Genomic DNA, 20810 nt, shown 5'->3' on the forward strand with positions numbered 1-20810 from the left:
AGGTGAATACGCAAATTCAACAGGCAGATGTGATTATCATTGGTGCGGGTCCATCAGGAGCCGTGGCAGCCAGTTTATTGGTTAAAAAAGGGTGGCGTGTTGTGGTATTGGAGCAACAAGTTTTCCCTCGCTTTTCGATAGGTGAAAGCTTGTTACCCCAATGCATGCGCTTTTTAGCTGAAGCAAACCTTGAAGAGGCAGTGCAGTCGCAGGCTCAAGATTTAGGTTTTCAGTTTAAAAACGGCGCGGCGTTTCAGCGCCGTGGCCAGCATACACATATCGACTTTACAGAAAAATTCAGTGCGGGCCCAGGCACAACGTTTCAAGTTAAACGTGCTGATTTTGATAAATGCTTGGCGGATGGTGCGATGCAACAGGGGGCAGAAATTCGCTATCAACATAGTGTATCAGCTTACACGGATTGTGAAGATGGTGCTCTACTTAGCGTTATTGATGAAAATCAGCACAGGTATCAAATTAAAGGCCGATTTGTGCTCGATGCCAGTGGCTTTGGTCGAGTGTTACCAAGACTACTTGACTTAGAAACACCGTCAAACTTTCCGGTGCGCTGGGCTTTTTTCAGTCATTTTGAGGATAATATTCGCGACGAGCAGTTTGACCGCGAGAAAATACTCATTAATATTCACCCCGAATTTAAAGATATTTGGTATTGGCTTATTCCATTTAGCGATGGCACAGCAAGCATCGGTGTGGTTGGCAAACCGAGTCAGTTTGAGCAGCAAGAACCGTTAACTTGCTTAAATCAGTTTATTGAACAAGATGCTTACTTAAGTAAATTACTGGCAAATCGTGTCGTAAAGGGTGAGGCGCGTGCCATTAAAGGTTATTCAGCGAATGTGTCGTCTTTATATGGTGAGCATTTTGCGTTACTGGGGAATGCGGGGGAGTTTTTAGATCCTGTTTTTTCATCTGGTGTCACTATCGCTTTAAAATCAGCTTCATTGGTGGCTCCTTTGGTTGATAGCTATTTACAGGGTGAGAAAGTTGATTTTGAAAAGCAGTACAGCATCCCTTTGCAACAAGGCGTCAATTGCTTTAGAACCTATGTGAGTGCTTGGTATAATGGTTCATTTCAGGATGTCATTTTTTATAGTGAACAAAATCAACAAATACGCGAAATGATCAGTGCCATTTTAGCGGGTTATGCGTGGGATCTTGATAACCCATTTGTTAAACAAAGCGATAAACGTTTAAACACCTTGGTCGAGTTATGTCAGCAATAATGCGTTATATCATTGTAATTTGTAGCTTATTTTTAGTTAGCTGTGCCAGTGAGTATGCAGTTAAAACAGGGCTTGATCTTGCACCTAACGCAGGTATCTATCTATCGGATCCGCCTGTTTCACTAGACGTTGATAATTGGCAGCAAGTGCTTACAGTAAAACATAATACAGAACAACATACTCTGTTAGCGCAGTTAAATTTGAGCAGTGAAACGGGTATAAATTTAGTCGTAATGACGGTGCAAGGCATGCCAATTTTTCAACTCGAAAAAGCCCCGTTAGGAGCGGTCAAAAGTGAAAAAATGTTGCCGATTAGTGGGGTTGATCCACGTTATATTTTAGCTGACATTATGCTTGTGCATTGGCCTATAGATGTACTTAATGCACAGCTTTATGGCCTGGTAATTGATGAGCAAGGGACAACACGACGCCTTTACCAAGGAAAACGGCTGATCAGCGAAATTCAATTTTTAGACAGTCAAACCAAGCTTGTTAATTACGAGCGAGACTACTCAATAATTTTTCAAAGGGTTAATTAATTATGCCATTTTGGCTAAATGACTTAGGAATTGTTAGCGCGATGGGCGTAGGTCAAGAGCAAACTATGCAAAGTGTGTGTGCTCAGCCTAAGCAAACACTAACAGAAGTTACTTCACTGGCATTTGAAAAGCGATCTACCTGTGTGGGGTTAGTCAATGAGATACCTTTATCTGAATCGATGCGTTTTTATAAGTTAATTGACTTAGCCCTTGCACAGTTATCAGATACTTTAGCAAAAATCATGTGCCCAAATGAACGTATTGCAGTGGTAATTGGTACCAGTACAGCTGCCATACAAGAGGGCGAAAGAGCCAGAAAAGTACAAGCTGAAAGTGGGCAGTGGCCAAGCCAATTTGATTATTATGATCAAGCTTTAGTTGCACCCGCTGCCTATATCGCAAAAAAACTAAATGCATCAGGGCCAAATTACAGTATTTCTACAGCCTGTAGTTCAAGCGCAAAAGCGATGATAAGTGCTCGCGCTTTATTGAGTGCGGATTTAGCAGATGTGGTGATATGTGGTGGGGTAGACAGTCTTTGCCAGCTTACAATTAACGGTTTTGATTCACTGTCTTCAATCAGTGATGATATCTGTAAGCCATTTAGTAAGGATAGAAAAGGGATCAATATTGGCGAAGCCGCGGCGTTTTTCGTAATGAGTAAAGAAAAGCTGAGTGATCACAGTGTTGCTTTTCTAGGTGGAGGAGAGAGCTCTGATGCCCATCATATCTCAGCGCCTATTCCTGATGGTTCAGGCGCTATAGCAGCAATGAAAGCTGCATTGAATGAGGCAGGTATTAACCCCTCAGATATTCAATATATTAATGCGCATGGCACCGCAACACCGCAAAATGATGCCATGGAGTCACTTGCAATCAATGATGTGTTTGGCAACAATACGCCAGTCAGTTCGTCAAAACATCTGACGGGTCATACATTAGGTGCTGCCGGTGCGCTAGAGGCTGGCCTTTGCTGGTTGTACTTAGCTTATCCTGAATTTACGAGTATGGTGTTTAATCAAATCGAAACTGACGAAACACTAGCTGATATTGGCCTGATAACTCAGCCTACACACGTAAAGGTTAGCCATTGTTTATCAAATTCATTTGCCTTTGGTGGCAATAATGTCAGTGTAGTACTAGGACATCTGAATGAAGAATTATAAAATTGAGCAGGTTGTACCTCATAGTGCGCCTATGATTTTGCTCAATCGTCTTGCCAATTATACTGAAGAGAGTGCTTGTTGTGAGGTAGATATTAGCCCTCAGAGTCCATTTTACAACACGTCTTTACACGGGGTTGCCAGTTATATTGGTTGTGAATATATGGCACAAACCATTGCCGCATATGCGGGTGCGCTGGCAAAAGATAAAGGGAGCGATGTACAAATAGGTTTTCTAATTGGTACGCGTAAATACCAAACCTATGCACCGATCTTTGAAAAAGGGCAAACGCTTAAGGTAACGGTTACACAGTTGTATCAAGAAGAGTCAGGATTAAGTGTATTTGAGTGTCAAATTCACCACGACGAAACGCTATTAGCAGAAGCAAAAATCAATGTGTTTCAGCCACAAGATCCAATGCAGTTTATAAGAGAAAGTTAATGACAAAACGTATTTTAGTGACAGGCTCTAGCCGTGGTATAGGTAAAGCAATCGCATTACGATTAGCAGGCGACGGCTTTGATATTGCCGTACATTGCCGAAGCGGTTTGGCTGAAGCTAAACAAACGTGCGACGAGATTATCGCATTGGGTCGGCATGCCAGTTTATTACAATTTGATGTATGTGACAGAGCATTAGCAAAAGAACAAATAGAATCAGATATTGCTGAGCATGGTGCCTACTACGGTGTGATCTGTAATGCTGGGATAACCAATGATATGGCATTTCCAGCGATGCAGGGCGATGATTGGGATAAAGTAATTCGCACAGGGCTTGATGGTTTTTACAATGTGGTTCATCCAACCGTGATGCCTATGGTGCAAACACGTAAGGGGGGACGTATTGTTACGATGGCATCTGTATCGGGGATTGCCGGTAACCGTGGTCAGGTTAACTATAGCGCGGCGAAAGCGGGTATTATTGGTGCCACAAAAGCATTATCGCTAGAGCTTGCTAAGCGTAAAATTACCGTCAATTGTGTGGCTCCTGGTTTAATTGAAACGGCAATGACAGATGATTTACCTGTCGATGAAATGCTAAAAATGATTCCATTGAAGCGTATGGGCGCGGTGAGCGAAGTGGCTGGCACGGTTTCTTTTTTATGCTCTGAAGATGCCGCGTATATTACTCGACAAGTTATCTCAGTTAACGGTGGAATGGTGTAATGAAGCGCGTTGTTGTTACAGGTATGTCCGCAATTACTGCACTCGGTGATACTTGGGGTGAGTTTAAAGGTGCGCTTAAAAAAGGTGAGAACGCAGTTCAATACATGTCGCAATGGGATTGTGCTGCTGATTTAAATACACGTTTAGCTGCGCCTGTAACGCACTTTACAAAGCCTAGTCATTATAAGCGTAAGCAAGTACGCTCAATGGGCCGCGTTGCTATGATGTCTACGCGCACCACTGAACTTGCACTTGAACAGGCTGGACTTTTAGAGCACCCAAGTTTAACCGATGGTTCTACGGGCATCGCTTTTGGCTCATCAACGGGGTCAACACCGCCGCTACTTGCTTTTGCAAACATGATGCGAACAGGCGAAATGACGGGGGTGACAGCAACGAGTTATATTCAAATGATGGCACATACTGCACCGGTCAATGTTGGTGTGTTTTTTGGCTTAAAAGGGCGTGTTATTACAACGAGCTCAGCGTGTACATCAGGCTCACAAGGCATTGGTTATGCATATGAAGCAATTAAGTATGGACGTCAAAAAGTGATGGTAGCGGGTGGTGCTGAAGAGCTATGTATTACCGAAGCGGCTGTATTTGATACATTATATGCCACCAGTACTAAAAATGATGCCGCGAAAACAACTCCCCGTCCTTTTGACCAAGATAGAGATGGTCTTGTGATCGGTGAAGGGGCAGGGACATTAATTTTAGAAGAATATGAACACGCAATTGCGCGTGGTGCAGCTATTTACGCTGAACTAGTTGGTTTTGGTTGTAATTCAGATGGTCAGCATGTAACCCAACCAACTGCTGATACAATGCAAGTGGCCATTGATATGGCAATGACCGATGCCAATCTTACCGCAGATGATATTGGTTATATCAATGCCCATGGTACATCAACAGACAAAGGCGATATTGCTGAGTCTCATGCAACTTATAATGCGCTTGGTAAAAAGCCGATTAGTTCACTAAAAAGCTACTTAGGACATACATTAGGAGCCTGTGGTGCGATTGAAGCGTGGGCAAGTATTAATATGATGAATGATGGTTGGTTTGCACCGACTATCAATTTGAGTCAAGTTGATAGTCAATGTGCAGACCTTGATTACATAAAAGGTCGTGGCCGAGACATACAAACTAATTACATAATGAGTAACAATTTTGCATTTGGTGGCATTAATACTTCGCTGATTTTTAAGAAGTGGCAGGCATAACCTACTGCAATGTTAAATGAGATTTATCGACAACATCGAACTGTATGCAAGTCTTAGTGAAACAGAATAACAACAACTCTATTTCACTAAAGCTTGCATGGAAACGACACAAAAGGAACTTTAAATGAAATTAATTATTACCACTTTGGCTCTTATCGGTTGTTTATTTTCTGCTAATAGCGCTGCGCGCGATGATCTGCAAACACTACCAGTTGAAGCATTATTGCAAACAACGAAAGCAAAAAATGCGCTGCTTGATATTCCTCTTTATTTTGCCAGTCAAAGTCATAGCAAAATCAAAAGCAGTTATGGTGAAGTGATAACAAATAAAAAAACCAATGCGTTTAACAAAAGTGACCGCGAAGCATGTGAGTGGGTAATGTTAAGTGCGCTTAAGGCTCTACAAGAGCGTGCTAAACGTGAAGGCATGAATGCAGTCGTGAATATTCAATCTTATTATAAAAAGCGCGAGTTTGTGAGTGAGACTGAATATCAGTGTGGTGCGGGTACTTTTATCGCTGGCGTAGCATTAAAAGGCACTTTAGTTAAGTTATAACTAACTAAAACCATTTTTTTTCTGTATAATTTGCGACCCTTGATAAGATGGCCGCAGGTTATACAGCATGAATTTTAAATCATTTAGTTTTTCTTCTGAGATTCTTCAGGCATTAGAAGAACTTAATTTCCAAACGCTTACTCCCGTACAACGTAGTGCTATTCCTGCAATAAGAAAAGGCAAAGATGTACTTGTCAGTGCGCAAACTGGTACGGGTAAAACAGCTGCTTTTGCACTGCCTCTTATTCAAAAGCTGTCAGAGACCACACTGAGTGATAATAATGCACCGAGTGCCTTAGTGCTTGCGCCAACTCGCGAGCTTGCAGAGCAAATTGCCAATAATTTTAAAGCATTTGCAAAATACACTGAGTTAAAAACAGTGTGTTTATTTGGTGGAATTAACCTAGCCGGCCAAGCAAATGATCTTAAAGCAGGTGTTGACATTGTCGTAGCAACACCAGGGCGTTTATTAGATCAACTACGTTTAGGTAATATCAGCTTAGCAAGTGTTAAACACCTTGTACTTGATGAAGCTGACCGCATGCTTGACATGGGCTTTATTAATGACATGCAAACAGTCATTAATGGCTGTGATGAAGCACGTCAAATTTTACTGTTTTCGGCGACTTTTCCTGCCGCAATTAAGCAGTTTGCAAGTAAAGTACTTAAGCAACCTGAAATTATCCATGTTGATCAAACGAACAGTACAGCCGAAACCGTTCAGCACGTAGTTTATCCAGTAGAAGAGCGCCGTAAACAAGAGTTGTTGTCAGAGCTTATTGGTAAGAAAAATTGGCAACAGGTTTTGGTTTTCGTAAACATGAAAGAAACCGCCGATGAGCTTGTTAAAGAGCTAAACCTAGATGGTATTCCTGCGGTTGTATGTCATGGCGATAAAACCCAAGGCAATCGCCGTCGTGCATTACGTGAATTTAAAGAGGGTAAAGTTCGCGTATTAGTTGCAACTGAGGTGGCAGCCCGCGGTATTGATATAGAAGGCTTACCACGTGTTATTAATATTGACCTGCCTTGGCTTGCTGAAGATTATGTACATCGTATCGGTCGTACAGGCCGTGCTGGTAAACCAGGACAAGCTATCTCATTCGTTAGCCGTGAAGAAGAAAATACCCTATTCGATATCGAAAAGTTAATCGGCCAGCGCATTAAACGCATAGTGTTACCCGGCTATGAAGTGAGTAATCGTGATGTATTGATTGATAAAATTGGTAAAAAGCCCGCGCATCTACGCCGTAGTCGTACAAATAAGCCGTCTGGTCAGGCGACAGGCGAAGCACGTGCTAAAAATCGCTCGCGTATTGCCAATGTACGTAAGTCCTTAAAAGGCGGAAAACTAAGCTTAAAAAAATAACTAATTGAATTTTAGTTAATTTTGAAAGGCCCTGTCGCGAATACGCTACGGGGCTTTTTGTTACCTATTCAAAACTAATAAAAATTACTTATTTGTTAATTTTTATAGACAAAATCATTAACAATTCTACCTCGTTGAATTACAATCGCTTTTCGAAAAGCTCAAATGGCGTGAAGGTCACGCTTGTATTTAAATGGATGTTTATGCAGTACGTAAGAAAAATAATTACCCGTGCTATTCTACCTGGCATTTTTTTTAGCCTTGCACATGTACCCCTCAAAGCTGTTGCTTATGATAAAGTCGAATTTTCATTAGCTCATATCAATGAGTCTATTCGTGTCGACGGTGTCATGGACGAAGCACATTGGCAGCACGCAACTAAGATACCTCTTAAATATCAAAACGAACCCAATGAAAAAGGTGAGCCACCTGTACAAACTGATGCTTATATGTATGAAGATGGTAAGTATTTGTATGTTGGATTTGTTGCCAAAGATAATGATCCTAGTCAAATTCGTGCAGCACTTCGGGACCGTGATACGCTGTGGCAAGATGACAATGTGGCCTTAATGATCGATACCTTTAACGACGAGCGTACAGGGTATGAGTTTTATGTAAATCCACTTGGTGCTCAAGGGGATATGCGTATGACAGACACTGATGATTGGGCTGAAGACCCTTCATGGGATGCAATTTGGGATAGTGCAGGGCAGATCACTGAAAACGGCTATGTGGTGGAAATGCGAATTCCTTTTACTGCATTACGCTTTCCTAAAAACCAAGAGCAATTGACATGGAGCTTTGCTGTTTGGCGTAACTACCCGCGAGACGTATTTTATCAAATGTCGAATGTCGGTTTTGACCGTGATGTTAAGTGCAGTTTTTGTCAATTTGATAAATTAACTGGTTTTAGAAATATGAGTGAGAGTAAAAATATTCAGCTCACACCGACATTAACAGCACTTCGCCATGATACAAAAGACACTGTGCCAGGAGATTGGCAAAATGGAGATATCGACACTGAGGCTGGCCTTGATTTACGTTGGGGTGTGACTCAAGATGCGGTCATTAACGCTACAATTAACCCTGATTTTTCGCAAGTTGAGGCTGACTCACTTGAGCTTGATGTGAATACCACTTATTCAATTTACTACGCCGAAAAACGTCCATTCTTCTTAGATGGTGCGTCTTATTTTGACACTAACCAACTTGAATTACTGTATACACGTACCATTGCAGAGCCAGAAGTCGGTGTTAAGTTAACAGGTAAAACAGGGACGCACAGCTATGGCTTTATGTATGCGGATGATGAAAATACCAGCGTTTTGCTACCGACTAACCAAGGCTCTGGTTTTGCCAATCTTGGTGATAAAACACATTCAGCTGTAGGACGTTATCAACTTGATATAGGCCAAAAGGGGACGATTGGGGTGATGACAACACACCGTGAAAGTGGTGATTATCACAACACAGTTTTATCCCTTGATGGTAGTTATTGGTTTAATCAAACGGATAGCCTTCAATATCAAGCTGTAACAACAGACACTAAGAACTCTGATTATTTAGTTGATGTGTATGGTCTTGAAAAAAATCAATCAGACCAAGCCTACAATATTGAGTTTAGCCGCAATAAACGTGATTACGAGCTTTACGCAAACTATGAAAATATAGGCAAAGATTACCGCTCTGACTTAGGTTATCAAGCAAAGGCTGACTATGAGCAAGTTCAACTAGGTGGAGGTCAAACTTGGTATCGTGACGCCGAGGATGCAATTACTGAGTACAGTTATAATGCTGAGTGGGATAAAACGTGGGCGCAAAATGGTGATTTACTCGAAGAAGAGTACGATGGCTTTATTACTTTTAAAGGCAAAATGCAGTCACAAACAGAAATTGGTTTTATTCACCGTAATGAGTTTTATGCTGGTGAGTTCTTTAATCAAAATATTGGCTATATCTACGGTGGTTTTAGGCCAATTCGTGACGTGCGTTTCTTATTGTATGCGCAATACGGTAGCAAAATAGATTATAGCAATGCCGCCCTTGGTACTATGGTACGAATTGAGCCAGAAATGACATGGGACATTAACGACCATTGGCAAGTCCAATTAGAGCACAGTTACAGCTATTTAGATAACGAACAAAACGACCGTGTTTATACCGCTAACTTAACGGATTTGCGAGTTTATTATAAATTTAATATGCGCTCGATGCTTAAACTCGTTTTACAATTTGAAGATGTGGATCGAAATCATGAAGCTTATCTTTATGATGTAAGCCAAACGAATCGTGACTATGGTAGTCAACTGGTCTATTCCTACAAAATTAATGCCCAAACTTTATTTTACTTAGGCTACTCAGATAGAGGGTATGAGGATGACTCTCTTAAAGGGCTAGAAAGAGACCAACGAACCTTTTTTACAAAGTTAAGTTATGCGTGGCAGCTTTAGTTTCAGTTAAAAATTGGTCAGCTTAGGGCTGACCAATTTCTTCGTTTACTTTACTTCTTACAACCCCTTCAAGGCTTTTTAAGCCCCATTGCTTTCCAATCTCGACAGCTTCATCAATTGGCTGTTTTAAGGTAATAGCATTGTAAAGCGCAACAAGTGCACCAACACGGTTGCTGCTAGCACAATGCAACAAGGTTGTTTGCTGTTGATGTTCATTGAGCAAACTTTGTAGCTTAGTGGCATTTTCAATCGTAATATCAGCTTTCGATTGCACAGGAATATGGTAATAATTCATGCCAAGCTCGGTGACTAAATCTTGCTCAGACCAATTAGTTTCGTTATCCCCACGTAGGTTAATGATATTTTTAACTCCCAGCTCTTTTAATTTTGCAAAATCGGTTTGATTCGGCTGACCTGAGGTCAATACATACTCAGATTGAGCTTTCAGGTTATAAATATCTAGCTCTGTGGTGATTGTTTGTGTTGCTAATACTGAAAATGACAGCATTGAGGCTAATACTAACTGTATGAACTTATTCATATTATTCCTTCAAATGTGTTTAATTTTTACTGTAGACGGTTTTACCACGGCTGATGGTTTCTAACACGTGTAAGTTATGAAGCTCTGCAGGCTTTATTTTTAAAGGGTTATTATCAAGGATAATTAAATCCGCTTGCATCCCTTGTTTTAATTGCCCTTTTGAGGTTTCTTCAAAGTGTTGATACGCAGGCCATATTGTCATTGCTTGCAATGCAGTATACACAGAAACCCGTTGCTCAGGACCTAATACTTGATCAGTACGAGTTGTGCGGTTAACCGTTGCATCTAATACGCGAAGAGCATTGGGCAGTGCCACTGGCGCATCATGATGGGTGCTAAACATTAGCCCTTGCTTGCGAACCGCATGGGTTGGTGAAATAAAATCTGCACGGGGGTGACCAAGCACCGAGTTTACATGCCAGTCGCCCCAATAAAAGGTATGCATGGGGAAGAGTGATGGAAAAACGCCTAACTCTTTAAGGCGGTTAACTTGGTCCTGACGAATTGTTTGACCATGAATGAGCACAGGGCGACGGTCTTTTTTGCCAAGCTTGTTATTCGCATTTTCAACAGCATTTAAAAATTGTTCAATGGCGGCATCACCATTCGCATGGGTCATAACTTGCCAGCCATTAGCGAAGGCTGTTTCAACATATTTATAGGCTTGCTCATCGCTAAAAGTAGGGTAGCCTACATAACCCTGCTCTTGGCCTTCAGGGGCTTTTAAATAAGGATGAGTTAACCACGCAGTTTTACCTTGTGGTGAGCCATCAAAATTTAGTTTTACCCCACCGATGCGAAAATGGTTGGTGTAGTCTTTACTATTATAAGTTGAGTTCATGAAACTACTACTCGTAGCCATATCCGCATAAGCAACCACATCAATCACGAATTTATTCGCTTTTGATGCCCTTACCATTGAATCATAAGCTTCTTGGGTTGCACGGCCTTCTTGCGCCGTTGTGTAGCCGTATTTGGTATACATTTTTTGGCCTTCTTCAAGCATCATGTCTTGTAACTCAGGATCAAAAGATTGCATGAGTTTAAACAATAAAGCAAAGTGTGCGTTTTCTTCGAGTACACCATTTGGTTCTTGTGAGTTAGGCATTCGGCGTATCAGTCCGCCATCAGGATTTTTAGTGCTGGCATCAATGCCAGCCATGCTTAATGCTTTACTGTTTGCAACACTTAAGTGGCCTGAGGTATGAATTATAATTACAGGTTTATCTGTACTAACTAGGTCTAAATCCATTTTAGTTGGATACCTATCAAGCTCAGCATCATCGTAACCAAAGCCTAAAATTGCTCCTGTTTTTTCGATAAATGTAGTGTAGTCAGGGTTATGTTGTGCTGCTTTTAGGATGTTGACGATTTGCTCAACGCTATTGGCATCACCATCTGGGCTAGGTAGAACATTGGCGACCATGGCTTGCAAGCCAACACCATATACATGGCTATGGCCATCTACAAAACCAGGCATTAAAGTTTTACCCTGCAGATCAATGAGCTTTGTTTTGCCAAGCTTATATTCAAGTGCTTTATCTTTATTACCCACAAAGATAATTTTTTCACCTTTTGTTGCGATTGCTTGTGCGTACTCTGGTTTATCATCGGTCATAGTAAGAATATCACCACCATAATAAATAGCATCTGCATAGCTAACTTGCAGTGGCAGAGTTTTAGCTGTTTGCACAGGGGCTTTATCACAGGCCGTTAAGGCGAGTAATGAACAAGCGAGTGTGAGGTGATAATTCATGTGTAGCGTCCTTGTTTATTAATTATGTCTTTGAGCAATATAAGAATATAGTCTGTTTATATAGATTGTGTTTAAAAAATGGGCTTAAATTTGATTGAAGTCAAACTCGATTGTCGAAGCTGCTAACTGATTCTTACTATAAAGCTGAGTGCCACAGGATAATTACACAGGCAAAAAAGCCAAGCGAGTGCTTGGCTTTTTTCTTCAGAAGAGGTGCTTACTTAAGGCTGATAATAAATCGGTGATTCAGGGCCCACAGGTAATCCCAGTACAAATACCCATAAGTAGAATAACGCGACCCAACCAACAAAGAATATCATGCTGTAAGGAAGCATGGTCGCAACCAATGTACCAATACCCATGTCTTTCTTATATTTAGTTGCAACAGCTAGTATCAATCCAAAGTAACTCATCATTGGAGTAATAAGGTTTGTTACCGAGTCACCAATTCGATACGCTGCTTGAATAGTCTCCGGTGCGTAGCCTATAAGCATTAACATTGGTACGAAGATTGGTGCAGTGACAGCCCACTGTGCTGATGAAGAACCCAAGCTTAAGTTTACTAGCGCACACATTAAAATGAATAGCACGAAAACTTCAGGACCAGTTAGGTTTAGCGCTTGTAATAGAGCAGCGCCGTTAATAGCTAAAATTGTGCCTAAGTTGGTCCATTTAAAGAAGGCAACGAACTGTGCTGCAAAGAATACCAGCACAATGTACATCCCCATCGAGCTCATGCTTTTACTCATGGCATCGATGACATCTTTATCGTTTTTCATGGTGCCAACAACACGGCCGTAAACAAACCCTGGGATACCGAAAGTCACAAAGATAAATACTACAATGCCTTTTAAAAATGGCGAGTGTGCTACAAGGCCTGTTTCTGGGTTGCGTAAAATGCCGTCGTCAGGAACAATTGTCCATGCAAGTAATAATGAAACCACTAACAATGAAACACCAGCCCACTTAAGGCCTGACTTTTCTTTATCGGTTAAACCGGCAATATCATTTTTTGGCAAATCATTACTAGCTTCTTCTGGGTTGTATTTGCCAAGCCGCGGCTCAACGATTTTCTCAGTAACGAGAGTACCCAAAATAGCGATTAAAAATACTGAAATCATCATGAAATACCAGTTAGCTTCAGCGCCAACTTGGTAGTTCGGATCAATCATTTGTGCAGCGGGCGTAGTGATACCAGCCAGCAAAGGGTCAATGGTGCCTAGTAATAAGTTAGCGCTGTACCCACCTGAAACACCCGCAAATGCGGCAGCAAGACCCGCAAGCGGATGACGGCCAAGGCTGTGAAAGATCATTGCAGCGAGTGGAATAAGTACTACGTAGCCAAGCTCTGATGCCGTATTTGATAAAATCGCAGCAAACACCACCATAAAGGTAACTAGGCGTTTAGATGCACCCATTACCATGCCACGCATAGCTGCAGAGAGTAAACCTGAGTGCTCTGCAACACTGACGCCCAATAAAGCAACCAGTACCGTACCAAGTGGCGCAAAGCTGGTAAAGTTAGTCACAAGCCCTGTAACGATACGTTGTAGGCCTTCGGCACTGAGTAAGCTGACAACCTCAATTACACCATCAGGGTCGCGACCGGCAGCACCTTCTGGGCGTGGGTCGATGGCACTTAGGCCAAACCAATCGGCAATACCACTGAATACGATGATCGCAACACAGAACATTGCAAATAATGTAATAGGGTGGGGTAACATATTCCCCAGAAATTCAACGGTGGCTAAAAATCGGTTAAATAACCCATTGTTACCACCCTCATGGGTGTTGTGAGAGTTTATTGTTTTTGACATGTCCAGTTCTCGTATTTTCAAAATGGCGCTAACCTAGCATTTTTTACCGGACAGATCATGTTTTAGCGGTGGGAATCGTTCTAACTACGCTCAATGACACCCTTATATAGCAAGGGGTAGCGGCGCAAACGTTTACCAATATAATCATCAGCTAGAATTTGCGCGCAAATTTGCTCTACATCATTGCTTGCTTCAAACACCCAATCAAAGCGCTCAATAGCGAGCAGAAAACCACGCTTAAGAAACTGTTGCTCACGATAGTAACTCAGATTATCGCGGATGATATCTAACTTATCAGGATTACTTTTAAGTTCATTAATAACCTCATTGATAAATACAGTCTGTTGTTTTGACTCAGCTTTTACCCGTCGTTTCATTATGTATTCATAGTTCCTTTTCTGCGATATAAAGCACTTTCTTTAAAAAGTCCTCTTTATTTTTTTCGTGTTGATAGTCAAGGTGATAGGTATTGTGAAAACCAAAGCGCAGTAATACACCGCTGCCTTTTAGATATACTGTATAGCCATCGATATCTGAAAAAGCGCAAATACCTTCATAGAGTTTACCGTCTTCGTGATCTTCACCGTGTTGAATAATTTTCTCATACACAGAAAGAATTAATTTACCGTCTAACTCGTTTTTCATGATGACTCCTTTTTGGTGTAATACGTTTACTATCTATAAAAAGTTTAGTGCTATTCTTAATGTTTTGAGTGTTAATAAGCTTTACTTTGCGATAAATCATTAAAATGACATTAGCATGTCTGATGTCGAAAATTTACAATCCTTTGGCTTACCTTACGCTTAAGCTACGTTTTATTTGAGGATCGCACAATGAAATATAAGTTTTTTCCTTTGGTGCTGCTAACAGGCTTGTTGCTTGTTAGCCAAAGAATATCGGCGAATACAGCCCCCCTTGTTTTAGAAAATGAAGCAGGGCAAATTGTTAAACTTGGCAGTTACTTAGGCAAGAAACCAGTTTACTTAAAGTTTTGGGCTACGTGGTGCAAGCCATGTATGGAGCAGATGCCGCATTTTCAGCATGCTTATGAGCAATATGGCGATAAAATTCAATTTGTAGCTATTAATATCGACCTCAATGATGATACACACGCTGTTGCTGAGGTTAAAGAGCGTTTCTCACTTAGTATGCCACTATTTACGGATCACACAGGCCAAGTTGCGAAACATTATGAATTTATGGGCACCCCTTTTCATGTGTTAATTGATAGCGATGAGAAAGTGATTTTTCAAGGCCACGAAGCCGATAAGCCGCTTGATAACACATTACGTTTGTTATCACACAATGGCAAAGTTGAAAAAGCACGACTGCTTAGCGAAAAACAAGGCCAAGCGACTCCATTGACTATTCCGAAAAAAGGCAAAAAAGCAGTGCTATTCACCGCAACGTGGTGCGACTGGTACTTAGCCGACACTCGCCCTGCTATGGCAAAGCAATGTGTATTAGCACAGCAACATGTTAATAAATTGACAGAGCAAGGAATTGATGTGGAAGTTAAAGTGAGCCAGCTGTGGACCGATCAAAGTGCAGTGCAAGAATATGTTGATAAATTCTCTGCAAGTATGCCGGTTTCAATCGATTATGGTAACGATTTATTTCTCGAAAATGGCATTAATTCGGTACCAACTTTACTTATCTACAACGATGGAAAGTTAGCCACTACACAGGCTAAATTTTAGCTAAAAACCGATTAATTTAGCTTTGTAATTATACAAATTTAGCCTATGCTCTAGGCTCATTACACAGTGAGCCTAGAGCATGATAGATAAGGCATTATTAGCAAAAACACGCGAGTTATCTGACCGATTAATCGCACTGCAAACACCCATTCGTATTCTTGATGCGATCAATTGGGATAAACAGATCAAAGAAGAGTTTTTTAAGCATAAATGCCAGAAAAACCCAACGGTTGATCAAGCTTATTACCAGCAACGTGATCTTGGTTTTGTACCAAGTGAGTTACGCCGTGCGTTTTCTGATTTAAATCGCGATATCATCAGCCAGTTAGGGCAACTCAATCCGATAGCCCAATACATGAGCAAGATGTGTACTGAATATAAAACTGTACTTAGTATGATTGAGTATCGTGGCACGCCTGAATTTCATGATCTTTCTGTTGAACTATTTGGTCATCCAAAAGATTTATTCCATGCTGGAGAGCCTTCACTTGCTGAGCTTGCCACCATGCTTGAGCAGCCGCTAAAGAGTATGCTCGATGCCGATATATTACCTGATGATCCCAAAAATATTGATGCAGAAGATGCGGTTAAAATTTTAGCATCGCAAGTGGCTCAAACAATGCCGGGTATCGATGTTGAGGTCATTCTGAGCGACGGTATTGTTAGTGATGCGGCAGCAGGTGCAAACAACATTAAACTTAATCAAGATGTTAAGTTTTCACAGCGGGAGCTTGATATTCTTGAAGTGCATGAAGGCTGGATCCATGTGGGGACGACCCAAAACGGTCTTGCGCAGCCTTATTTAACTTGTTTAAGTAAAGGCACACCGAGCTCTACGGTTACCCAAGAAGGCCTTGCGGTGTTGACCGAAATTATTACCTTAAAGTCGACGCCTCGACGTTTAGCAAAATTAGTTAACCGTATTCAAGGGATTACCAAGGTTATTGATGGCGCTGAATTTGTAGACATTTATCGTGACTATGTAGCACAAGGCTTGAGCAAGGACGACAGCTACACACTCACTCAACGCGTGTTTAGAGGAAGTACAGCAACAGGCTTACCTTTTACAAAAGATATTGCCTATATTAAAGGTTTCGTGTTGGTGTATAACCTAATACGAGTTGCCATTCAGTTAGGCCGAATTGATCAATTGCACTTGCTATTGGTTGGTAAAATCTCAATAGACGATTTCAGACTGATATCACAATTGCATGATTTAGGTGTGATTGAAGACCCTAAATTTATTCCGCCACACTTTAAAGACTTGCGAGGCCTAGCAACGTGGCTGAGCTTTGGTCGTTTTATTGGCAACTTGTCGTTTGAGCAATTAGAAAACGATTACAAACCATTGTTTATTTGATCTATTTAAATGTGGAGTGGCGATAATTTATTTAGCTCCACACTCTCAAGTGATTATTTAATTCAAACTACAAAAATTTTTGTTAACTTTATGTACCAAAAAGTCATTTCAAGCATAAAGTGATACCTAATTCATTCTGATTTTTCCCTCGAAAATCTTTTTAGTAAACCTCATATTTACAATTTTTATATTGTTTTGTTATCAGGAACAAAAGGTGTTTTTATAGATGTTGTTGAATATAGTGTGTTTTTTTCTTAATGAAATGTTATCAGAAAGTTTCAATAAACACTTGTATATACCACGTGTTAATGGTAAAAATATTTTGTTACATCGAAAGTGCGAAAGTAACTAAAATAATAATTCAGGGAAAATTATGATACATAAAAACAACATATTCAAAAAAGCGGCTTTATGCGTTGCCGTTTGCTCATCTTTAACACTTTACAGTGCGCAGTCACTAGCAAGTAACGTTGATGGTGCAATTAAAGGGGTAGTAACACAGCAACAAGGCGATGCACCAATTGCCGGTGCAACTGTTACTATTACGAACGAGACAAATGGTTTCACGAAAACGCTTATCGTAGACTCTAGAGGTCAGTTCAACTTAAATTCAATTCCTGTAGGTGTTTACAATATCCGCATTGAAAAAAGTGGTTATCAAACATCTGAACTTAAAGACGTAACAATCGGAATTGGTAAAGTTGCAGCGCTTGAAGTAGAGATGATAGAGGGTAACTTAGAGGTTATTTCTGTAACGGGTAGCCGAATTGCTCGCGTTGATACAACAAGCTCAGAGGCTTCTTTCAATATTTCTGCTGATGAACTAAACCGTTTACCAGTTGCGCCTGATATCACATCAGTAGCATTACTTGCTCCAGGTGTTAACTTAGGTGATTCTCGTTTCGAAGATGCGAAAGGTAACTCACTTGCAAGCTTTGGTGGTGCATCTCAAGCTGAAAACGTTTATTACGTGAACGGTCTCAACATGACAAACTTCCGTAATGGTGTTGGTGGTGCGACTATTCCTTTCTTAGCTTATGAATCTTTCCAAGTTAAAACGGGTGGTTACTCAGCTGAATTTGGTCGCTCAACAGGTGGTGTAGTAAGCTCTGTAACTAAATCGGGTACTAATGAGTTTAAATTTGGTCTACAACATAGACAAGATCTTGGCTCGCTATACGGTGACCGCCCTAGTTCGTATTATCAAGCCGATGACTGTCAACAGAAAGTTGTAAACGGTGACATAGTTGAGACCTGTGCTAACCGTGTTGGTGACGTTATTGTTGATAATAGCCGTGATGCGCGTGAAACAAGCAAAACAGATATTTTTGCAAGTGGTGCTCTAATTGAAGATACATTATTCTTCTATGGTCTTTATGAAATGCGTGATAATGAATACGAAGATCTTATCAATCGTGGTAACGGTATGCGTATTCGTAAGGATGATGACCCTTATTACTTGGCACGTTTAGATTGGAATATTAATGAAGATCACTCTTTATCTGCATGGATGTTCAAAGACGAAAGTACTCTTGCGACTACTGATTACGACTTGGATGCAGATGGCAATATCATCAAAGACACGGCTCTAAATTCTGAAACCTTGTCTGGTGGTAAAAGCTGGTCTGTTCGTTATAACGGTAACATCACAGATTATTTATCAATCTCTGCAATGGCAGGTAAAGTTGAGTTTACGGATACTACAACAGCTGATGGCGCAGATTGTCCAGTAATTTATGACCTTTCATCTGGTCAAAACTTAGGTTGTTGGGCGTCTTTTACTATTGAAGATAATAGTGACGAACGTAAGCAATATCGTTTTGACGTTGACTGGTTAGTAACAGACAATCACAACTTGCGTTTCGGTTACGACGCTGAGAAAAATACATCAACGAGTGTTGTAAACCTTTCTGGTGATATCTACTACGCATACCAAAACTATGAAGCAGGTGCTGTATTACCAAATGGTTATACAATCCAAGAGTCTGGTCGTTATGTTCGTGTACGTAACTATGAAGTTGGTGGCGAATTTGATATCAACAATGAAGCGTTCTACATTGAAGATGTTTGGAATGTAAATGATCAACTAACTCTAAACATCGGTTTCCGTTGGGAAAGTTTCGAAAACTTAAATGCTGACGGTGAAACATTCGTTGAAATGAGCAATCAGTTTGCTCCTCGTTTAGGTATCGCATACGACATCTTTGCAGATGGTGAGCATAAAGTATTTGCCAATGCAGGTCGTTATCATTTACCAGTAGCATCAAATACTAACGTTCGTTTAGCAGGTGCAGAGCTTTATACACATGACTATTACCAAATTGACAGCATCGGCTCAGATGATGTTCCACAATTAGGTGGTAAGCTTGGTGACACAGTTGTATTTGGTGACGGTACAGCACCTAGCCCTGTAAGTGTTCGTTCTTCAAACCTTGAAGCAATGTATCAAGATGAATTCATCATTGGTTATCAAGGTATGATCAATGAAGACTGGTCAGCAGGTATCAAATATACTCGTCGCGAACTTAAGAGTGTAATTGATGATGCGAGTGCAGAAAAAGCATTTGAAAGCATCGGTATTGATGATGATCATTTCTTATTGCTTAACCCAGGTAAAGGCGCATCTTTCCAATATGACGCTGACGGTGACGGTGTTTTAGAAGACTATAACTTCACAGCTGAACAGCTAGGTTACCCAGAAGCAAAACGTAACTACAACGCTGTTGACTTAATGCTTGAAAGAGCATGGGATGGTCAATGGATGCTTAAAGCGAACTACACATGGTCACAAAGCTATGGTAATGCGGAAGGTTACGTTAAATCTGATAACGGTCAGGATGATGCTGGTCTAACAACAGACTGGGATTACCCATACCTAATGGACGGCGCTAATGGTTACTTACCTAATGACCGTCGCCATTCACTGAAAATCTTTGGTTCATATGCGATATCAGACAATCTAATCGTTGGTATGAATACGCGTCTAACTTCAGGCCGTCCTCGTAACGCACTGGGTGCTGGTTACTACCCAGACCAAGGAAGCTATCACTATGGTGATACTTACTATGTAGGTGACACTAAATTCTCACGTGGTAGCTTTGGTAGAACTCCTTGGACTGCGACAGTAGATGTTAACTTCAAGTATGACCTTAGCTACTTAGACGTATTTGATTCTGCTTTCGTATCTCTTCAAATTGAAAACTTGTTCGATGCGAGCAATGTAACTAACTATGAAGAGGTTGCTGAATCGGAAGCTGCATTCAATGGTAATGCACAGTTCGGTTCACCAGTTTCTTGGCAGACACCACGTACTGTTGAAATGGTTTTCAACATGACGTTCTAAAAACTTAAGCTTATTGCTTGATTTTTAAACAGAAAGCGCCTACTTTATAAGAGGGCGCTTTTTTTATGGAGAAAAAATATGATTAAACATTCAAGCCTAGTAGTTTCAGCAGTTTTAATGACAGCATGTAGTGCGTTGCCTATTAAAAAGGATATAGACGAAGGAAAGTTTCGAGTTGAAAACTTTCAATATGAGCATGGTAAGCAAAGAGATTATGTGTACTTAATGTGTAATAGCAAGTCTGTTTCAGCTTGGGAGCAAGCAAGGCAGTACGAAGCTGGCGACCACGTTCTTTGGGTTAAAGCCGTAATTAGTGAAAGAGATTTCCCATCTTCTGAAAAGAATGCTTTTGCTCGATTTGATATGAACTTTAAAGAAGGCGGAAACTACACGCTAAACCGTGAAGTAAAGGGAGATAAAATTTCTATTTGGTTCGCAGATAAAGAGACGGGTAATCAAGCCTCAGAAGTAATTACCAAGGAGCTGAAACGCCCTTTAGTAATCGAAGATCAGCTAAGAAAGAAACAGTGTTTAGAAGGTACTGTTTAATTGCATGAAATAAAAACGCAGCTGGAATG

18 protein-coding genes are annotated in these 20810 nt (G+C 40.8%); 13 read left to right on the plus strand and 5 right to left on the minus strand.

Annotation, left to right across the window (positions count from 1 at the left end; all coding sequences use genetic code 11):
• Positions 1–2 precede the first annotated feature (2 nt).
• The 9 genes from L0Z67_RS18320 (at position 3) to L0Z67_RS18360 (ending at position 9714) form a co-directional block, all read left to right on the plus strand.
• On the plus strand, positions 3–1244 hold the full coding sequence (locus L0Z67_RS18320) for an NAD(P)/FAD-dependent oxidoreductase (RefSeq protein ID WP_392353742.1): 1242 nt from the start codon (positions 3–5) through the stop codon (positions 1242–1244).
• Entirely contained in the window at positions 1232–1783 is a 552-nt protein-coding gene (locus L0Z67_RS18325; RefSeq protein WP_062567127.1) for a DUF3261 domain-containing protein, read from the plus strand. Before L0Z67_RS18320 ends, L0Z67_RS18325 begins: the two co-directional genes overlap by 13 nt.
• A gap of 2 nt (positions 1784–1785) precedes the next feature.
• Positions 1786–2949: a beta-ketoacyl-ACP synthase gene (locus tag L0Z67_RS18330; RefSeq protein WP_392353744.1), complete on the plus strand. Its 1164-nt coding sequence runs from the start codon at positions 1786–1788 to the stop codon at positions 2947–2949.
• Complete coding sequence (locus tag L0Z67_RS18335) at positions 2936–3388, plus strand: hotdog family protein (RefSeq protein WP_237127362.1); 453 nt, start codon at positions 2936–2938, stop codon at positions 3386–3388. The genes L0Z67_RS18330 and L0Z67_RS18335 overlap by 14 nt, the downstream gene beginning before the upstream one ends.
• Positions 3388–4113, plus strand: coding sequence for a 3-oxoacyl-ACP reductase FabG (fabG, locus tag L0Z67_RS18340; RefSeq protein ID WP_062567124.1), 726 nt, complete (start codon positions 3388–3390; stop codon positions 4111–4113). Before L0Z67_RS18335 ends, fabG begins: the two co-directional genes overlap by 1 nt.
• Positions 4113–5339: a beta-ketoacyl-ACP synthase gene (locus L0Z67_RS18345; RefSeq protein ID WP_237115328.1), complete on the plus strand. Its 1227-nt coding sequence runs from the start codon at positions 4113–4115 to the stop codon at positions 5337–5339. Before fabG ends, L0Z67_RS18345 begins: the two co-directional genes overlap by 1 nt.
• 124 nt (positions 5340–5463) lie before the next feature.
• Entirely contained in the window at positions 5464–5895 is a 432-nt protein-coding gene (locus tag L0Z67_RS18350) for a hypothetical protein (RefSeq protein WP_062567122.1), read from the plus strand.
• Between the two features lie 67 nt (positions 5896–5962).
• Positions 5963–7264, plus strand: coding sequence for a DEAD/DEAH box helicase (locus L0Z67_RS18355; RefSeq protein WP_237127363.1), 1302 nt, complete (start codon positions 5963–5965; stop codon positions 7262–7264).
• A 203-nt stretch (positions 7265–7467) separates the two neighbouring features.
• Positions 7468–9714: a DUF5916 domain-containing protein gene (locus tag L0Z67_RS18360; protein WP_392353842.1), complete on the plus strand. Its 2247-nt coding sequence runs from the start codon at positions 7468–7470 to the stop codon at positions 9712–9714.
• A 22-nt stretch (positions 9715–9736) separates the two neighbouring features.
• Here the strand turns inward: L0Z67_RS18360 and L0Z67_RS18365 are convergent, their stop codons facing one another.
• From L0Z67_RS18365 to L0Z67_RS18385, 5 genes are all read right to left on the minus strand, one after another.
• Positions 9737–10255 carry a protein tyrosine phosphatase family protein gene (locus tag L0Z67_RS18365; protein ID WP_062567120.1) on the minus strand — a complete coding sequence of 173 codons (519 nt, stop codon included), beginning with the start codon at positions 10253–10255 and terminating at the stop codon, positions 9737–9739.
• 19 nt (positions 10256–10274) lie between these two features.
• Positions 10275–12011, minus strand: a complete 1737-nt coding sequence (locus L0Z67_RS18370) for an amidohydrolase (RefSeq protein WP_392353748.1) — start codon at positions 12009–12011, stop codon at positions 10275–10277.
• Positions 12012–12232: 221 nt separating this feature from the next.
• Positions 12233–13828: an AbgT family transporter gene (locus tag L0Z67_RS18375; protein WP_062567118.1), complete on the minus strand. Its 1596-nt coding sequence runs from the start codon at positions 13826–13828 to the stop codon at positions 12233–12235.
• An 80-nt stretch (positions 13829–13908) separates the two neighbouring features.
• The gene (locus tag L0Z67_RS18380; RefSeq protein ID WP_237115325.1) at positions 13909–14205 is read right to left on the minus strand and encodes a hypothetical protein; all 297 of its coding nucleotides are present in this window, start codon (positions 14203–14205) and stop codon (positions 13909–13911) included.
• Positions 14206–14212: 7 nt separating this feature from the next.
• Positions 14213–14473, minus strand: coding sequence for a DUF3081 domain-containing protein (locus tag L0Z67_RS18385; protein ID WP_062567116.1), 261 nt, complete (start codon positions 14471–14473; stop codon positions 14213–14215).
• 189 nt (positions 14474–14662) lie between these two features.
• On the opposite strand from L0Z67_RS18385, the gene L0Z67_RS18390 reads away from it, so the two are divergent.
• The 4 genes from L0Z67_RS18390 (at position 14663) to L0Z67_RS18405 (ending at position 20781) form a co-directional block, all read left to right on the plus strand.
• Positions 14663–15529 carry a TlpA family protein disulfide reductase gene (locus tag L0Z67_RS18390; RefSeq protein ID WP_392353751.1) on the plus strand — a complete coding sequence of 289 codons (867 nt, stop codon included), beginning with the start codon at positions 14663–14665 and terminating at the stop codon, positions 15527–15529.
• 79 nt (positions 15530–15608) lie between these two features.
• Positions 15609–16889, plus strand: coding sequence for a flavohemoglobin expression-modulating QEGLA motif protein (locus tag L0Z67_RS18395; protein WP_237115323.1), 1281 nt, complete (start codon positions 15609–15611; stop codon positions 16887–16889).
• A 373-nt stretch (positions 16890–17262) separates the two neighbouring features.
• Positions 17263–20232, plus strand: coding sequence for a TonB-dependent receptor domain-containing protein (locus tag L0Z67_RS18400; protein WP_237115322.1), 2970 nt, complete (start codon positions 17263–17265; stop codon positions 20230–20232).
• 78 nt (positions 20233–20310) lie between these two features.
• Complete coding sequence (locus tag L0Z67_RS18405) at positions 20311–20781, plus strand: hypothetical protein (protein ID WP_237115321.1); 471 nt, start codon at positions 20311–20313, stop codon at positions 20779–20781.
• Positions 20782–20810: the final 29 nt, after the last annotated feature.

The organism is Pseudoalteromonas sp. PB2-1 (genome assembly GCF_045040605.1).
GTDB lineage: Bacteria > Pseudomonadota > Gammaproteobacteria > Enterobacterales > Alteromonadaceae > Pseudoalteromonas > Pseudoalteromonas arabiensis.

Excerpts from the sequence above, each read along its gene's own strand:
- L0Z67_RS18325 (WP_062567127.1), top strand. The coding sequence starts at position 1,232 with ATGTCAGCAATAATGCGTTATATCATTGTAATTTGTAGCTTATTTTTA.
- L0Z67_RS18330 (WP_392353744.1), top strand. The coding sequence starts at position 1,786 with ATGCCATTTTGGCTAAATGACTTAGGAATTGTTAGCGCGATGGGCGTA.
- L0Z67_RS18335 (WP_237127362.1), top strand. The coding sequence starts at position 2,936 with ATGAAGAATTATAAAATTGAGCAGGTTGTACCTCATAGTGCGCCTATG.
- fabG (WP_062567124.1), top strand. The coding sequence starts at position 3,388 with ATGACAAAACGTATTTTAGTGACAGGCTCTAGCCGTGGTATAGGTAAA.
- L0Z67_RS18345 (WP_237115328.1), top strand. The coding sequence starts at position 4,113 with ATGAAGCGCGTTGTTGTTACAGGTATGTCCGCAATTACTGCACTCGGT.
- L0Z67_RS18350 (WP_062567122.1), top strand. The coding sequence starts at position 5,464 with ATGAAATTAATTATTACCACTTTGGCTCTTATCGGTTGTTTATTTTCT.
- L0Z67_RS18355 (WP_237127363.1), top strand. The coding sequence starts at position 5,963 with ATGAATTTTAAATCATTTAGTTTTTCTTCTGAGATTCTTCAGGCATTA.
- L0Z67_RS18360 (WP_392353842.1), top strand. The coding sequence starts at position 7,468 with ATGCAGTACGTAAGAAAAATAATTACCCGTGCTATTCTACCTGGCATT.
- L0Z67_RS18365 (WP_062567120.1), bottom strand. The coding sequence starts at position 10,255 with ATGAATAAGTTCATACAGTTAGTATTAGCCTCAATGCTGTCATTTTCA.
- L0Z67_RS18370 (WP_392353748.1), bottom strand. The coding sequence starts at position 12,011 with ATGAATTATCACCTCACACTCGCTTGTTCATTACTCGCCTTAACGGCC.
- L0Z67_RS18375 (WP_062567118.1), bottom strand. The coding sequence starts at position 13,828 with ATGTCAAAAACAATAAACTCTCACAACACCCATGAGGGTGGTAACAAT.
- L0Z67_RS18380 (WP_237115325.1), bottom strand. The coding sequence starts at position 14,205 with ATGAAACGACGGGTAAAAGCTGAGTCAAAACAACAGACTGTATTTATC.
- L0Z67_RS18385 (WP_062567116.1), bottom strand. The coding sequence starts at position 14,473 with ATGAAAAACGAGTTAGACGGTAAATTAATTCTTTCTGTGTATGAGAAA.
- L0Z67_RS18390 (WP_392353751.1), top strand. The coding sequence starts at position 14,663 with ATGAAATATAAGTTTTTTCCTTTGGTGCTGCTAACAGGCTTGTTGCTT.
- L0Z67_RS18395 (WP_237115323.1), top strand. The coding sequence starts at position 15,609 with ATGATAGATAAGGCATTATTAGCAAAAACACGCGAGTTATCTGACCGA.
- L0Z67_RS18400 (WP_237115322.1), top strand. The coding sequence starts at position 17,263 with ATGATACATAAAAACAACATATTCAAAAAAGCGGCTTTATGCGTTGCC.
- L0Z67_RS18405 (WP_237115321.1), top strand. The coding sequence starts at position 20,311 with ATGATTAAACATTCAAGCCTAGTAGTTTCAGCAGTTTTAATGACAGCA.